Below are 15899 nucleotides of genomic sequence, written 5' to 3'. Positions count from 1 at the left end.
AACCTTAAAACCGGGGGAATGATGCGAGACTCGCACATGGCTCAATCATCACTGCTGATCCAGCGTAAGAAGACGATTAATCCTAGGATAAATCCAAGACCCAGAACGGCCTTTAGAAATTCCTTGACGAACCAGAATACCATCGATTCATAAAGATCCAATTATTTATCCTTTCAAAAGAATGGTTATTTTCGGGACCACCACCACAGCAGCAGCGACAGGAAAAGGGACACAAGCAGGCCCGTGGTCAGAGGAAAGTAAAGCTTGAAATTCTCTCGCTCGATAATAATGTCTCCCGGCAGCCGCCCGAAGGGCAGTTTCGACAGCCACGGCCAGGCAAGACCCGCAAACAGCAGCAGTATTCCGAATATGATGAGTAGACGTTGCATAATGATTTTTGGATGGCCCCCAGCGCCTACCGGGATGCGCTTCGCTTCCTGATGCTAATGTAAACAGTTTTTCCTGAAAAGATCAATTTGCGTCCCTCACATTCTCTCTCACGGCTTATAAGGCTCCCCGGCATGACTTCGATAGCCCGGTTTTCTGTTCGCTCCATTCCTGGGTAAGTATGGCTATAAAGCGACGTTTAATCCTATCCTTTTTGATCCAGCCATACAGCACCGCAGATGGGGAGGTTTTTATTAACAGCGGAAGATTCCGTGACTATGTAGGCTAACGAACGGAACACATCGGAATCAGGATCTAGAGTTGCTAAGGTGCGAGGGTCCGTTTATGGTTTCAACACGATTCGTATCCGTGTTGCAACATAGGCTTTATTTGATTTTTTAAGGAGCATGATATGGATATCCTGGTAGCGAATTTCCGTAGAACCCTGGTAGCCGCTGTGATGATGTTCGGCGGATTCGTCTTGACTGGCGTCGCCCATGCGCAGCAGTCCACGACAGGGAAAAAGGACGGAAAAGTGATCGTTGAAGTACCGATCATCGTGATGGTTCCCGTCCAGGTTTCGAGTGATCTTATAAAGGATAAAGGATGCTGGGTGAAGCTATACGATAAAAAAGACTATAAAGGGGACAGCCTGCTATTGGTGGGCCCGGTCAATCTGGCGCAGATGATGGGTCCCTTTGGTTTCAATTGGGAAAATAAGATTCGCAGCCTCGAAACCGGTCCCAGAGCCAATGTCACCATTTACGACAATCGCAATTTCCGTGATCAGGACAAATTTGTCGACCCTAATGCAAAAATTCCGGATATGTCAAAGAAAATGGGATTTTTTGATGATATCCGGTCAATGATGCTTAGCTGCATATGACGCCCTTTCAGCTCGCACCAAGGATTTCAAGCTGTCCTTGCGAACTCTCCAGTTTGATGGCACTCAGGGTCGGCACGAATCTTGAACAACGCGTTTGAGAATGTGCAGCCGGCCATGAAAAAAATGTTCGGCGCCCGGAATGACGACTACCGGCAATTCCTGCGGAGCGGCCCAGTCCAGAACAGTGTGGAGAGGAACCACGTCGTCCTGGTCACCCTGAATGATGAGAATGTCCCTGATGGATTCATTGTCGTGTTGGGCGCCGGGACGAGCAAGAGGAGGAACCTTCAATCGTTCCACCGACGGCGCCACCATGATCAATTTTTGTGGCCTGAGTTGTTGGGCGGCATACCCCTGGATGGCTCCGCCGAAGGAAAATCCAGCCAGCACCAATGGCGCGGACCCATTGAACGGGGAAGTAGATTGATTCCGGGTGGTTTCGACTACCGCCAGCACATCTTGAATTTCGCCTGTCCCATCGCCGTTACCGGAGTAACGATTACCTTCGCTTTGTTCCACGCCGCGAAAATTGAATTTAACCGCAATGAATCCCAACTCGAGCAAAGCCTTGAAGAGGGTATAAACCACCTTGTTGTTCATCGTTCCGCCATACAGCGGATGAGGATGCGCAATGACAGCTATCCCACGCGGATGATCGATATCCGGCTCGGCCAGAACTGTTTCCAGCTTTCCCGCAGGGCCATCAACAAAAAACCTTTTGGGACGTGAATTCGACAATGATAGCGGTCCTGTAATTTGCACGGCGTCAGATTCTCAGTCGTTCGACCACGCGGCCGTTTCTCAGATGTTCCTCGATGATTTCGTCGATGTCTTCCTTATCCACATACGTATACCAGACATCTTCAGGATAGACCACAATAACCGGCCCCTCATTGCAACGGTCAAGACATCCCGCATTGTTGATCCGCACTCTTCTGCTCTTGCCGTCGAGCCTGAGCGTCTTGACACGCTCCTTGGCGTAATCGCGCATTGCCTGGGCGCCATGATTGTTACAGCATACCGCTCCTGCGTCGCGCTGGTTGACGCAGAAAAATACGTGCCGTTGATAGTAGCTCATAAAAAAATATTTTTTAGCAATGGATGAGTAAGGATTATACCGGAATGAACGAGTATTTCCATGGCAGCCCGTCATATCCGCCAAGCGTGACGGACAGGCTTCTTACAGCCTGTCGGGGCCAGGGGAAATTGGCTGAAAAAGCATCCGGCCGGTTCCATATTTCATGGCTTTTTCAGCCCAAGGCAACGGCTATTGGCCTTCAAAACCGTCAAATCCGTCCCCGCCCAATCAGTTTCCCGTTTCAGGTTAAGTCCCATGGGTTGCCAGCTATCTCAACTTTATTTCGGTCCATAACCGGCTTAGCAGGCGGCGTTGCCTGCGGTCGAGATCCCGAAGCATTTCCAGCCGGCTGAGTAATTCAGGGTCTGGAAATATGGCCTTATTGCTCCCGATTTCGGGCCGGACATACTGCATCGCGTTCGTATTGGGGTTGCCGGATCCTATGAGATTGGTGAGATCGGCGGAGTTCTTCCCGTCCAGCATGAAATTAATGAATTGATGGGCGAGATCGGGGCGGTTCCCGCTTCGATGCAGCACCATGCTGTCGAGTGCCAGAACCGCGCCCTCCTTTGGGCTTGAGTAGGTGATCGTGAATTCCCGCGCCGTCTTTCTGGCGTCAAGCGCCGCCTGAAACATGTCATTAGAATATCCTTGCGCTACCCACAGATTGCCTATTGCGAGTTCTTTGACATAGCTGGTGTTGCTGAAAGCCGCCCAGTAAGGCTTCGCGCGCACGATCAGGTCTGCTGCTTCCTTCCAATGCGCCTCATCAGTATCGTTGACCGAATAGCCTAAATATTTTAGCGCTGCCGCCATCAATTCTCGCTGGCTATCGAGTACGGTTACGCGACCCTTGATTCTTTCGAGGTATTCCGGCTCAAAAATGATTGCCCAAGTGTCGGTGGGCAGACCGAGCTCCTTTATTTTTTCCTGATTGAAGCCAAGCAGGGTAATCGTATAAGCATACGGAACGGAATACTTGTTGCCGGGATCGAAAGCTGTGTCGAGATATGCGGGATTGATATTCTTGAGATTGGGCAGTAGCGATTTGTCCAGCGGCTTGAGCGCGCCCTGCCGAATAAGCGTATCCATCGCGTTGCCGGTGGGGACGATAAGGTCATAGCCGGTTGCACCAGCTGCAAGCTTGGCCAGCATTTCCTCGTTATCAGAATAATAATCCTGTGCGAGCTTGCAGTTGCATAGTTCCTGGAAGCGTTCAATTGTTTGCGACGCAATATAATTATTCCAATTGAATAGATGAAGAACATTTCCCGCCGTGCTGGGTGTATTTTGATCCTGTCTCGCGCAGCTCGCGGTGGATAGGACCAGCCACGCGAGCAGTAAAAGCGATATCAGCGGTAGTGTGAGCAAATGCCGCAAATTCATTGTTTTCCCGCTTCGCGTGGCATTTTGACTCCGCCCGACGAGGCGCGTGATTCCAGCCGGGCCGCGATGATGATCATGAATAGTGTGAGCAATATCAGCAGTGTGGAAATGGCGTTCACTTCCGGCGTCACCGCGACCTTTATCATGGTATAGATCTGGATGGGGAGTATCGGTTCACCAACGCCTTTGGTAAAGAAAGTGATGACGAAATCATCAATGGACAATGTAAATGACATCAAGGCTCCTGCCACCACCGCCGGCATGATAAGCGGCAATGTTACCAAGCGAAAAGTCTGCCAGCGGGAGGCGCCGAGATCGCGTGCCGCCTCAAAGATGCTTTCATCCATGCCCTGAAGCCGTGCCCGTACGATTATGGCGACGAAGCCGATACAAAACGTGGTGTGCGCGATGATGATGGAAATCATGCCGAGCGTTATATTCAGGACTTGCAAAAAGAAGAGCAGCAGCGACACGCCCAGCAGGATCTCGGGCATTGCCACCGGGGTGAATACCAATACCGGCAATACCTTGAGTTTGTACCGATGTATCGCCAGGCCGGCCATCGTGCCGAGCACGGTGGCGCTGAAACTCGCGCTGAGCGCGATGATGAGCGAATTGCGCGCGGCGGTAAGCATTTCCGTGTTGTTGAACAGCGCTTGATACCAGGACAGTGTAAAGCCTACCCACTCGGCATTCAGCCTGGAATCGTTGAATGAATATATCACCACGATCGCGAGCGGAATATAAAGAAAGGCGTAGATCACCACCGCCACGAACCACAGCCAGATATTGCCCCGGTTCATGCTAGGCTCGCTGTCCGGTCGCAGCGCGCGCGAACCATGTCGCCAGTCCCGCGACGGATAGCACCGCCAGTGTCAGCATGATTGAAAGCGCAGAACCGAAAGGCCAGTCCCGGGTGCCGAGGAATTGATCCTTGATCAGATTGCCAATGAGGATGTCTCCCGTACCACCGAGTATATCGGGTACCGCGAACATGCCCAGCACCGGAATGAATACCAACGCGGAACCCGAAAATACACCCGGCAGGGATAGCGGCCATGTAACACGCCAAAAGCGTTGCCATCCGGTGGCGCCAAGGTCTTGCGCCGCATCCAGGAGGGAGGCGTCGTGTTTCTCGAGATTGGTGTAGAGGGGCAATATCATGAATGGCAGGTGTACATAAACCATACCTACCAATACTGCGAATGGGGAGAACAATAATGTTACTGGAGGGATACCGAATGCGCCGAGGAAGGCATTAACGAAATGGCTGAACGCGGATTCCGGTCCGAGAATGATCATCCAGGCATAAATGCGAATGAGGAAATTGCTGGCAAATGGTAGTACCACCAGCAGGACCATCAGATTGCGGAACCGCTTTTCGCTGCGTGCGATCAGCAGTGCCAGCGGATAGGCCATGATGAGGCAAATCAGCGTGGTGGCAAGCGCAACACCGAAGGATTTGAGAAAAATTCTGGCATACAGGATATCACTGAAAAAGAACTGATAAGCCTCGGACGTGAGGCCATATTCGCCGGAAATTTTTTCCGCAGGCGCGGCAATGGGCGCCAGGCCTCCAAACTCGCCCGGAAAGCGGAACGAGGTGAGAATCATGATCAGGCTCGGCGCGACAAAAAAAACCACAAGGAACAATAGCGGCGGTCCGCTCACCAGAAATCTGGCGGTGCGGCTTTCTCGCGGGGTTTCCTTAGTCATTAAGGAAAATACCCGCATCATGGCGCCATGAGACGCCTACTTCATCCCCAACTTCGAAAAATGTGGCGCGCCCCGGTGACGAATTGGGCAGCAACGCCTCGATATAGGTGCCATTGGAGAGTTCCACGATATAGGTTGTGACATCCCCGATATACAGAAAATCATGTACTTTGCCGAGGAAATGGTTCTTCAACCGGGGTTCTTCCGAAGGATGGGAAATTCGAACCTGTTCGGGACGAATCGCCATCACGCCATCATCGCCCGCTTTTACACCTTCCTTAGCGGCAGTTATCACTTCCCCCAATTCCCCTGCATTAAGCCTCAGGTGTGACGGCGTGGCTTCCACAATCCGTGCATTCATCATGCTGATCTTGCCGATGAAATCCGCCACGAAACGGTTTCTTGGGAAACCATAGATTTTTGAGGGCTCGTCAGTTTGTTCAACATTGCCACGATTCATCACCGCGATGCGATGCGACAATGCCAGGGCTTCATTCTGGGCGTGGGTAACGAAAACGAAGGTCACTCCCACCTCCTTCTGCAGGTTGATGAGTTCGATCTGCATCTCCTCGCGCAATTTCGCATCCAGTGCGCCCAACGGTTCGTCCAGCAACAGTAGCCGGGGACGATTGACCAGTCCTCTGGCGAATGCCACGCGCTGTTTCTGCCCGCCCGATAATTCGTGTGGAAAACGGCCGCCGAAATTCGATAAACGCACGCTATCCAGTGCGTCCGCAACTCTGGTTTTTATTTCTTGCGGTGTTTTTCCCGCCATCTTGAGCGGAAATGCGATATTGTCTACTACCGTCATATGCGGAAACAACGCATAGGTTTGGAATACGGTATGGACAGGGCGTTTTTCCGGCGGCGTGCCAACCATATCCTTGCCATCCAGAAGAATTTGACCGGAATCGGGAAGATCGAATCCGGCGATCATTCGCAAGAGCGTGGTTTTACCGCAACCCGATGGCCCCAGCAGCGTGAAGAACTCACCTGTTTCAACGCTAATGCTGACATTATCGACAGCGGTGTAGTTACCAAAGCGCCGGGTTACATTACGGATTTCCAGGAGCGACATAGTCGTGCCAATGAAAAATCGGGAATTTTACCAAAATTCTTTCAGATCGCCGCATTTGAGACTGCCGCCGTACATACGTGGCACTTACAGGAGCGCCTCGTTGAGCTGAAAGGAAGCGGGGCGGACTTGCCTGCGGCGGGACGACGGGACCTGCTGACTGAGTTTCTGCCTCCTCCATAGGGGGAGAAAACGGTGGTCGAAGACTTATAATCTTATTGCCATATGTGCCACAGCATTGCTACCGCAAGTAACATTACAAGAAAGGAAAGCAAGCGATTCTGGCGTTTCTTTTCCAATACGAGCTCGCTCATTTTCTGTTCGAGCTCCTTTGTGCGGATTTCGCTCAAGGCATGATGAAGCAGACGAGGGAACTGCGGCAGCATTACTGCCCAGCTTGATGCCTCTTTGCCCAAGCGGCGGGTGAGTCCGCGCCAACCGAGTTGCTCGGCCATCCAGTTTTCCAGGTATGGCTTTGCGGTAGTCCAAAGATCAAGATCGGGATCGAGGTCGCGTCCCAACCCTTCGATATTCAGTAGGGTTTTTTGTAACATCACCAGTTGCGGCTGGATTTCAACGTTGAACTGGCGTGAGGTCTGAAACAGCCGCAGCAACACACGGCTAAAGGAAATCTCTTTCAGTGGTTTGTCAAAAATCGGCTCGCATACGGCGCGGATCGCGGTTTCAAAATCATCCACCCGCGTGTCTTTTGGCGCCCATCCCGCCTCGACATGCGCCTCCGCCACGCGTTTATAGTCGCGACGAAAAAATGCCAGGAAATTTTGTGCAAGATAATTCTTGTCCTCATCGGTGAGCGTTCCCATTATGCCGAAATCCACCGCAATGTAACGGCCGTCGCTGCCAACGAAAATATTGCCGGGATGCATGTCCGCATGGAAATAACCATCACGGAACACCTGCGTAAAAAAGATTTCCACACCTACACGGGCGAGCCTCGGAATATCCACTCCCTGCTCGCGCAACTTGGTCACATGGCTAATGGGCGTACCTTTTACGCGCTGCATCACCATGACGCCAGAATAGCAGTAGTCCCAATAAACTTCCGGCACCAGAAGCAGAGGAGAATCAAGAAAATTGCGCCGCAACTGACTGCAGTTGGAGGCTTCGCGCATGAGATCGAGCTCGTCTTCCAGGTGCCGGGAAAATTCGCTTACCACTTCGCGCGGTTTCAATCGCTTGCCGTCGGGCCACAGTGCTTCAACCAGCCACGCACCGGTTTCCATCAACGCCACATCGTGGGCGATTATCGGGGCGATACCGGGGCGCAGCACCTTTACTGCGACTTCCGTGCCATCTTGCAGCACAGCCAGATGAACCTGGGCGATCGACGCGCTGGCTACCGGCTCCGCGTCAAATAGCAGGAAGACTTCGTTGACGGGCTTTCCATAGATCTGTTCCAGTGTCGCAAGGGCGAGGCTGGAAGGAAACGGTGGAACCTGATCTTGCAGCTTGGCCAGTTCATCGGCAATATCCTGCGGCAGGAGATCGCGCCGGGTGGAAAGCATTTGGCCGAATTTGACAAAAATGGGTCCCAGCGCTTCCAGCGCCAGACGAAGGCGTTCGCCACGAGCCCTATCTAGCCGTCGCCAGAATGTGGCCACCCTGACAACGGGTCGCAGGAAACGCAGCCGCTCATGGCCGAGAAAAAATTCATCAAGGCCGAAACGAAATGCTACCGCGAGTATTTTGAGAAGACGAAAGAAACGCATTTATTCCAGAAACGCCAGTTCATCCGCAGGTAGAACCTCTGAGTAAGCGACCTGCGTTTGTCCGCAACGCGCTTTACGAAGTGGTTCCTTAATAATCTTCTCAGGTTTATAGAGGTGTTCTGTTACCCGATAGCCTGTCGGCCGTCAGTACTTTTACCCGCTCTTCCAATTGTGACGCATCGTCCCACAATGCATTTATTTCCTGACTAAGTTCTTGCATATCGAGGGGTTTAGCCAATAGTGGCTGCTCTTCCGTCAAGTATTCCACGAGCGTCTGAGACAGATTGCGAAGGGTCTCGGTGTGCCAATGCATTAGATGATTGCCTGCCTGCACTACGCGGTGCGCGACGATATCACCCACTACCCCGCTTAAATCCTGTTCCATGTCCCAATGCAGATTTTTTCCGATATGGAGAATTTCTTCGGCGAATGCGCTATCGCCGGAAATCCGGATTTCACGGTAGGCATCCTCGTCATGGGCAAGCAGGCGAGGCAGCAAACGGGGTGTAACGGTGAAGACAGTATCGTCCAATGTCCCGCTCGAGGCGGTGGATACCTCGCCGCTGGCTTGCACGGTCAGGGCGAGGTTAAGGAAAGGCGGAAGGCGAAAACGCGCAGTCTTGCCCGCGCAGGGCTGCAACCGTTTGCGCGCCCAGCTTTCCCCACGCAGCAAGTGGTTGAGCGGGACTATCGCGACGGATGCCAGCATGGCCGCTAGAATCTACGAAACCTGTTGAATTCCCGCCAGCAGCCAGACGGATTCAGGGTCCTTGAGGTTCTTCTGAACGTGCCAGATTTCATCAAACGTTTCCGGTGACCCTCCGGGAGCTTCACGCAGTTGTCCATTGAAGCGGACGCTGGCGATAGCCTGGTCTTTCTCGGTAACGACTTCAAGTAATTCGGCGTTGATGGCCATGACCTCGGTTCTTTGGGGTTCATCGCCGCGCTCATTGATCTGCATGCTTATTTCGGCAAACATTTCGGGAGTGGTGTATTCCCGGATATCACTTACGTCACGCGCATCATTGGCCGCTTGCAGGCGAATGAACGAAGTTTTGGCATTGCGTAGAAACGGTTCCACCTGAAAATCAGCCGGAATGTTTGCTGTGCCGCCGTGCGCAGGCGCGGTTGCATCTGCCGTGGAGACTGCTGGCACTGCGGTAGCCGGAGGAACAGGGGTGTTTCCGGCGTTCGCTCCCATACCCGAATACTGCATCGGACGCGTAGACGGTTCTTGCCGGGGCTTGCGCAGCATGCGCACGACAAAGAACACCGCGGCCATTAGCGCGGCCAGCATCAGCACGTCCATCATGTTGATACCTTCAAATGCGCCGCCCATGAAAAGTGCCGCCAGCAATCCGCCTGCGGCCAAACCCGCCAGGGGCCCCATCCATTTATTGCCGCCTGCGGCTGCAGCGGGGGCGGCGGTTGGCGCCTGTCCCGGCTTGGGTGCAGCTTGCGGACTCACCGCTTCGCGTTGCTTGCCGATACTTTTACCCCCGCCAAAGCGTCTTGCTTCAGCGTCAAAGGCGGCCAATCCGAAGCTAAGAATGGCCAAGGTGAGCAGGGTCAATATTTTCTTCATGAAGGTCTCCTGGAATAGGGTTGAAGCGGAGAGTATAGCACTATCGATTCATTCGAATGGCAGACTGTATTATGAAAATAACCGATATACGGCTTGTGGGCAATTTGTAATGTGCGCACGTCTGCCTGACGTGGCGAGTTAACGGGATGATATCGTTTTGTTCGCCGGCCAGGCTTGCTGCTCAAAGGGAATATTCACCATCATCGCCACCGAAGGAGCCATCCTTGACGAATTCGATGCGTATCATAAGAGTTTCCTTGCTTTCGTATATATTGCATAATCAGTTGTAATTCGTCAGGGTGACGCTGAGAGCAATGGACGTTTTTGTTTGGAATATGCCATGACTACCGTGAGGAACCTGTACAGTGGAAAAAATTCAACGCATTCTCGCCGCCACGGATTTTTCTTCCCGGGCAGATCAGGCAGTGCGGCGCGCCGCCAAGCTGGCAGTTGAGCACAAGGCGGTATTGTATTTATTGCGTGTGCTTCCATCGCTTCCACTTGAAGCCTTCAAGCATTTAATGACAGACACTCCGCTGGAAACGGAGCAGCGACTTTACAATGAAGCCACGGCAATACTGCATAAGAAGGCTGAAATACTGGCCGGTGAGGGCATAGACGTCAGGTATCACGTTGCGATCGGGAGAGCCCATGTTGAAATCAATCACTATGCTGAATCCCATCAAGTCGACCTGGTCGTGATCGGCGATCAGGGCGAAAGCTTTCTTCAGGAATTTTTTCTGGGTACGACCGCATCAAAAACCCTTACCAAGGGTCATCATCCATTACTGATAGTAAAACAGGAGGCCGGGGAGCGATACCATCGCGTACTGGTACCGGTGGACTTCTCGTATCCTTCACGGCTGGCACTACAGATGGCATTGAAAGTTATTCCCGCCGGAATAGCGCCGATAGAGGCCTCAATTCACGTGCTGCATGCCGTGGATGCGCCGCTTGAACGAAAAATGCAGCAAAATGGCTTGAAAACGGAAACGATTGAACTCTATCGTGCCGATGTTCTTAACCGGGCCCGCTGCGCCATGGAAAATATTATCGTCGACTGCGCATCTGGCGATGCCCGCGTCAATTCCATTATCGAGTATGGTGCTCCACCTGACATGATTCGGGCCAAGGCACAATCTCTCGGTGCCGACCTGATCGTCATCGGCAAGCGCGGAGAAACGGAGCTGGACGAAACGCTATTCGGGTCCGTCACCAAACATGTGCTCTATGAAACGCCATGCGACGTACTGGTGGTTAGTCCGTAGATAAACGCGGTAAGCAAACTCAACTTTGCTGGCAACACGCATTACAGAGGACTTGTTCCAGCTCGCCATTGGTTCGATGGGGTTACCCATGATCATATTGACCGTTAATACCGGTAGTTCATCTGTTCGCCTGGCGGCATTCGTCAATGACGATAATGAGTTAACAGAGCTGGCGAATGCAAGGCATGATCTTGCAGCTGGCGAACCCGGGAATATACTGAAAGAATTCGTGCGGGCACTGGGGGCCGGCCGGATAGATGTGTCAGCGCATCGCGTGGTGCACGGAGGCACGAAATTCACGGCATCCCGTTTGCTCGACCAGGAAGCGGAACGCGAGATCGAACGCCTGGCGCCTCTCGCGCCATTGCACAACCCGGTCGCGTTGCGCTGGATATGCGAAACGCGGAAGGCGCTGGATACGAGCATTGCCCAGGTCGCGGTGTTTGATACCGCTTTTTTTTCATCCCTGCCGGAAACCGCGCGGACTTATGCAATTGATCATGCGCTTGCCCGGAAGCATGGGCTGCGCCGCTATGGCTTTCACGGACTGGCGCATCAGGACATGTGGCGCAGATGGCGCCAGCTCAAACCAGGTGTTCCGGATGGAGGAAGGGTGATTTCCATGCAGCTCGGCGCGGGCTGCTCGATCACGGCGATTGATAAGGGATTGCCATGCGACACTTCGATGGGGTTTTCTCCGCTGGAAGGCTTGGTGATGGCGACCCGTTCGGGCGATATCGATCCTGCTCTGGTCGCATTCCTGCAGCGCCAGGAGGGTTTTACCTTAGGGCAGGTGGATCGGCTTCTGAATGAGCAGTCAGGGCTGCTGGGCGTGTCCGGCATCAGCGCCGACATACGCCAGTTACTCTCATCACAGGATGAGCATGCCCGCCTGGCCGTGGATTTATACTGTTACCGCGCGCGTAAATACCTGGGTGCTTATCTGGCGGTATTGGGGGGTGCCGAAGCAATTATTTTTGGCGGAGGGGTGGGCGAGAATGTGCCGGCAGTGCGAGCAAGAATTCTCGCCGGCATGACGTGGTGTGGAATCGAAATCGATTCGGAAAAAAACAATGATGCCCGTGAAGTATCGTGCATCAGCACACGGACAAGCCGGATAGAAGTATGGATTATTCCGGTGAACGAGGCAGCTGTCCTGGCGCAGGAAGCAGCGACGGTGATGGCGGCGAAAGAGAATCAATCGCTGGAGGAGAATCCACATGAATGAGTCTGGCCAGCCGGTCAAATCCGGCAGCACACCGCTCTCCGCTGAAGAATTGCGCAAGATGAATGCGTATTGGCGCGCGGCAAATTACCTCTCCGTCGGACAAATCTATCTCCTCGACAATCCCTTGCTCAAGGAGCCGCTCGCGCCCACTCATGTCAAGCCCAGGTTGCTTGGCCACTGGGGCACCACACCGGGGCTCAATTTTGCCTATGTGCACCTAAACCGCATTATCAAAAAATACGATTTGAATATGTTCTACATTGCCGGCCCGGGCCATGGTGGACCGGCAATGGTCGCCAATACCTGGCTTGAGGGAAGCTACAGCGAGTTCTATCCTCACATTTCCCGGGATGCGACGGGCATGCAGCGGCTGTTCAAACAGTTTTCATTTCCCGGCGGCATCCCCAGTCACGTTGCGCCGGAGACCCCCGGCTCGATTCACGAAGGTGGAGAGCTGGGTTATGCCTTGTCTCACGCTTTTGGGGCAGCTTTCGATAATCCCGATCTGATCGTGGCTTGTGTGGTGGGTGATGGCGAAGCTGAAACCGGGCCGCTTGCCGCCTCCTGGCATTCGAACAAATTTCTCAATCCTGTCCACGACGGCGCGGTGTTGCCGATCCTGCATCTTAACGGCTACAAGATAGCGAATCCTGCGCTGCTCGCGCGCATCAGTCATGATGAACTGGAAAGCCTGTTCCTGGGCTATGGTTATCAGCCTTATTTTGTCGAGGGATCGGATCCCGAACTTATGCATCAGGCGATGGCGGCCGTCCTGGATATTGCGATTGGCAAGATCCGGACGATCCAGCATGAAGCGCGTGTCAGCGGCTCAGCTGCTGGAGCAACCCAATACCCGCGCTGGCCCATGATCATCCTGCGCAGTCCCAAGGGATGGAGCGGTCCGAAAGAAGTCGATGGCAAGAAAACAGAAAATTTCTGGCGGTCGCATCAGGTGCCGCTTGCTGAGATCGGCTCAAAGCCGGGGCATCTGAAACTTCTGGAAAACTGGATGAAGCACTACAGGCCGGAAGAACTATTCGATGAAAAAGGCACTCTTATGCCAGAGCTTGCGGCACTTGCACCCACGGGCAAGCGTCGTATGGGGGCTAACCCTCATGCCAACGGGGGTCAGTTGCTCAGGGATCTGGAAATGCCTGACTTCCGTAGCTATGCTGTCGCGGTGCCTGCGCCGGGCACAGTAATAGCTGAATCCACGCGCGAGATAGGCAAATTCCTGCGTGATGTCATGAAGCTCAATCTGGACAACCGCAATTTCCGCGTAATGGGTCCCGACGAAACCGCGTCGAATCGTCTGGACGCCCTGTTTGAGGTGACGGACAGAACCTGGGTCGCGCCAATCCTGCCCGAGGATGAACATCTTTCACCCGATGGAAGGGTGCTGGAGATCCTTTCCGAACATACCTGCCAAGGCTGGCTTGAAGGTTACCTGTTGACCGGCCGGCATGGTCTATTTTCCTGCTACGAGGCATTCATTCACATTGTTGATTCCATGTTCAATCAACACGCCAAGTGGCTCAAGGTAACCAGCAAGGAGATTCCCTGGCGCAGGCCGATAGCCTCGCTCAATTATCTGCTGACATCGCATGTATGGCGCCAAGATCACAACGGCTTCTCACACCAGGACCCTGGCTTTATCGATCACGTGGTGAACAAAAAGGCCGACATCATTCGCGTTTATCTGCCACCCGACGCCAACACGCTGTTGTTTATTACCGACAAGTGTCTGCGTTCGCGTAATTTCATCAACGTTATCGTAGCGGGAAAGCAACCGGCGCTACAGTGGCTCGACCTGGATGCGGCTGTCAAGCACGGGACCGCCGGCATCGGTATCTGGGATTGGGCAAGCAACGATCAAGGCGGCGAGCCGGATGTGGTGCTTGCATGTGCGGGCGACGTGCCGACTCTCGAAACACTGGCTGCGGTGGATCTGTTGCGGCGCCACATGCCGGAACTCAAGATGCGGGTGGTCAATGTGGTGGATCTGATGACAATACAACCGAAAGAAGAGCATCCGCATGGGCTATCCGATCGTGACTTTGATACGCTCTTCACCACCTGCCAGCCAGTTATTTTTGCTTATCACGGCTATCCCTGGCTCATTCATCGCCTGACTTACCGCCGCACCAATCATGAGAATCTGCATGTGCGTGGCTATAAGGAAGAAGGTACTACCACCACACCGTTCGACATGACGGTGCTCAACGACCTGGATCGCTTTCATCTGGTAATGGACGTGATCGACCGCGTGCCGAAACTGGGCTCAAAAGGGGCTTACCTCAAGCAATTGATGCGCGATAAGCTGATCGAGCACAAGCAATACATCACGCGCCACGGTGAGGATATGCCGGAGATTCGCGACTGGCATTGGCCTTCATGACCATTGATTTCCGATAAGCTCCAAATTAGCCGGCAATACGCTCCCGTATGGATTTACTTACGTCACGTCCATTACCTAGCCTTGGAGCCGTGTGTACGCCGGGATTGGGTACATAAATCATGATTTTCATCATCAATATCATTGCAATTTGTGCTTCATTTTCCCTGAATCACATGAACGCGATTTATTGGGGCGCTGTCCTGCCAGTGCTATACGCGATCGTGGTTGCGCCGCATGCGTTGATCGGAAGGCCCGATATGCCCCGGGTGGTAATAAAAAAAACACTTAATGACAAATGGAATAATGCCGAGGAGTTGGCCGGTTATATTATTAAATATTGGATGGCCTTCGCCTATCCGGTCACTTCCTGGAAAAAGCAGCGCAACAGCGTAATTTTGTATCTGACATCATTTTTCCTGGGCGCGGTTTATGTTTCCAAGGAATTATTCATGGCGGGCATGATATTATTTATGATCGGGTACATCCTCTATCACATGAGTCTGAGAGTGGACAGACCCAGATCGGTATATGCCAGCCCGGAATTCAGGGAGGGTAGCGACAATGAGTCTGCGAGGCGGGAATGGGAATTGGCGGCGATGTCAATCGTTGCATTTTCTGATTTATACCCCGATGATAAGCCCCTGAAGGATTCATCCAATCAGGTTTCAGAAGATGGCGATGTGAAATTGCTGCTGGCAAAGCACCGCTATGACAATGGAGCGAGTTGGCTTTAACCCGCATATTTCACCGGAGCCGCAATGGCCGTTGGGTCATGCGGCGCTTGCCGGGCCTGTCAGCACCTGTTCAGGGGCTTTCTAACCGCCGTTAGGTCGCCGGAGGCTTGATTCTGCGCAAGTTGGGTACCGCCATCAGCGACGCCGCATCACGTTCGTCCACCTGCAGCTGCATTCCGGGATGCGCAAAGCGGTAACGCCGGCCGGTTATCGGGCCAAATGCGGTGAGGCCTGTCTTCCCGACGTACTCGAAATACTGCGCGCTGGACGTTTGGGGCGTGTGCGTGATGCGTGCAGGAATGCTTACGTCTGTTCTCTTGAACTGTGGCGCAGATCTGTTCCTTCCGCAGCATCCCATCATCCTGAATCCGGCGGCTGTAGCGAACTTACCAAAAGGGTGATGGTCAAGTTTCGAAAAAAGTATTTGT

16 protein-coding genes are annotated in these 15899 nt (G+C 53.2%); 5 read left to right on the top strand and 11 right to left on the bottom strand.

Features of this window, described 5'->3' with window-relative positions; all coding sequences use genetic code 11:
- Positions 1-185 precede the first annotated feature (185 nt).
- On the bottom strand, positions 186-389 hold the full coding sequence (locus EBAPG3_RS13055) for a DUF2905 domain-containing protein (protein ID WP_004179365.1): 204 nt from the start codon (positions 387-389) through the stop codon (positions 186-188).
- Between the two features lie 410 nt (positions 390-799).
- Here EBAPG3_RS13055 and EBAPG3_RS13050 point away from each other — a divergent pair, with 410 nt between their 5' ends.
- Positions 800-1273 (top strand): beta/gamma crystallin domain-containing protein, encoded by a 474-nt coding sequence (locus EBAPG3_RS13050; RefSeq protein ID WP_004179364.1) that lies wholly within the window; start codon positions 800-802, stop codon positions 1271-1273.
- A 63-nt stretch (positions 1274-1336) separates the two neighbouring features.
- On the opposite strand, the gene EBAPG3_RS13045 is transcribed toward EBAPG3_RS13050, so the two are convergent.
- The 9 genes from EBAPG3_RS13045 to EBAPG3_RS13005 all read right to left on the bottom strand — a co-directional run bounded on the left by EBAPG3_RS13045 (position 1337) and on the right by EBAPG3_RS13005 (position 9843).
- A complete protein-coding gene (locus EBAPG3_RS13045) occupies positions 1337-2011 on the bottom strand; it encodes an alpha/beta hydrolase (protein WP_040852815.1) in 675 nt (224 codons plus the stop codon).
- 28 nt (positions 2012-2039) lie between these two features.
- Entirely contained in the window at positions 2040-2351 is a 312-nt protein-coding gene (locus EBAPG3_RS13040) for a (2Fe-2S) ferredoxin domain-containing protein (RefSeq protein WP_040852869.1), read from the bottom strand.
- A 267-nt stretch (positions 2352-2618) separates the two neighbouring features.
- A complete protein-coding gene (locus tag EBAPG3_RS13035; protein ID WP_004179359.1) occupies positions 2619-3737 on the bottom strand; it encodes an ABC transporter substrate-binding protein in 1119 nt (372 codons plus the stop codon).
- Positions 3734-4540 (bottom strand): ABC transporter permease, encoded by an 807-nt coding sequence (locus tag EBAPG3_RS13030; RefSeq protein WP_004179358.1) that lies wholly within the window; start codon positions 4538-4540, stop codon positions 3734-3736. Before EBAPG3_RS13030 ends, EBAPG3_RS13035 begins: the two co-directional genes overlap by 4 nt.
- Before the next feature lies 1 nt (position 4541).
- Positions 4542-5453, bottom strand: a complete 912-nt coding sequence (locus EBAPG3_RS13025; RefSeq protein WP_040852814.1) for an ABC transporter permease — start codon at positions 5451-5453, stop codon at positions 4542-4544.
- Positions 5446-6531 carry an ABC transporter ATP-binding protein gene (locus EBAPG3_RS13020; protein ID WP_004179355.1) on the bottom strand — a complete coding sequence of 362 codons (1086 nt, stop codon included), beginning with the start codon at positions 6529-6531 and terminating at the stop codon, positions 5446-5448. The genes EBAPG3_RS13025 and EBAPG3_RS13020 overlap by 8 nt, the downstream gene beginning before the upstream one ends.
- Before the next feature lie 212 nt (positions 6532-6743).
- Positions 6744-8258: a ubiquinone biosynthesis regulatory protein kinase UbiB gene (ubiB, locus tag EBAPG3_RS13015; protein WP_004179352.1), complete on the bottom strand. Its 1515-nt coding sequence runs from the start codon at positions 8256-8258 to the stop codon at positions 6744-6746.
- A gap of 106 nt (positions 8259-8364) precedes the next feature.
- Positions 8365-8967, bottom strand: coding sequence for a ubiquinone biosynthesis accessory factor UbiJ (locus tag EBAPG3_RS13010; protein ID WP_004179351.1), 603 nt, complete (start codon positions 8965-8967; stop codon positions 8365-8367).
- Between the two features lie 12 nt (positions 8968-8979).
- Positions 8980-9843 (bottom strand): Tim44 domain-containing protein, encoded by an 864-nt coding sequence (locus EBAPG3_RS13005; protein ID WP_004179349.1) that lies wholly within the window; start codon positions 9841-9843, stop codon positions 8980-8982.
- Positions 9844-10208: 365 nt separating this feature from the next.
- Here EBAPG3_RS13005 and EBAPG3_RS13000 point away from each other — a divergent pair, with 365 nt between their 5' ends.
- From EBAPG3_RS13000 to EBAPG3_RS12985, 4 genes are all read left to right on the top strand, one after another.
- Positions 10209-11111 carry a universal stress protein gene (locus EBAPG3_RS13000; protein WP_004179347.1) on the top strand — a complete coding sequence of 301 codons (903 nt, stop codon included), beginning with the start codon at positions 10209-10211 and terminating at the stop codon, positions 11109-11111.
- A gap of 25 nt (positions 11112-11136) precedes the next feature.
- Complete coding sequence (locus EBAPG3_RS12995; RefSeq protein WP_004179346.1) at positions 11137-12339, top strand: acetate/propionate family kinase; 1203 nt, start codon at positions 11137-11139, stop codon at positions 12337-12339.
- The gene (locus EBAPG3_RS12990; RefSeq protein ID WP_004179345.1) at positions 12332-14737 is read left to right on the top strand and encodes a phosphoketolase family protein; all 2406 of its coding nucleotides are present in this window, start codon (positions 12332-12334) and stop codon (positions 14735-14737) included. The genes EBAPG3_RS12995 and EBAPG3_RS12990 overlap by 8 nt, the downstream gene beginning before the upstream one ends.
- 173 nt (positions 14738-14910) lie before the next feature.
- Positions 14911-15471: a hypothetical protein gene (locus EBAPG3_RS12985; protein WP_151898953.1), complete on the top strand. Its 561-nt coding sequence runs from the start codon at positions 14911-14913 to the stop codon at positions 15469-15471.
- Positions 15472-15562: 91 nt separating this feature from the next.
- Here EBAPG3_RS12985 and EBAPG3_RS12980 read toward each other — a convergent pair whose 3' ends face one another.
- Positions 15563-15832 carry a hypothetical protein gene (locus tag EBAPG3_RS12980; RefSeq protein ID WP_040852813.1) on the bottom strand — a complete coding sequence of 90 codons (270 nt, stop codon included), beginning with the start codon at positions 15830-15832 and terminating at the stop codon, positions 15563-15565.
- Between the last annotated feature and the right edge of the window lie 67 nt (positions 15833-15899).

Origin of the sequence: Nitrosospira lacus, from assembly GCF_000355765.4 — a bacterium.
In the GTDB taxonomy this organism is placed as follows: domain Bacteria; phylum Pseudomonadota; class Gammaproteobacteria; order Burkholderiales; family Nitrosomonadaceae; genus Nitrosospira; species Nitrosospira lacus.
The sequence above is the reverse complement of the archived record's forward strand: the minus strand, read 5'-3'. Positions and strand labels throughout refer to the sequence as shown.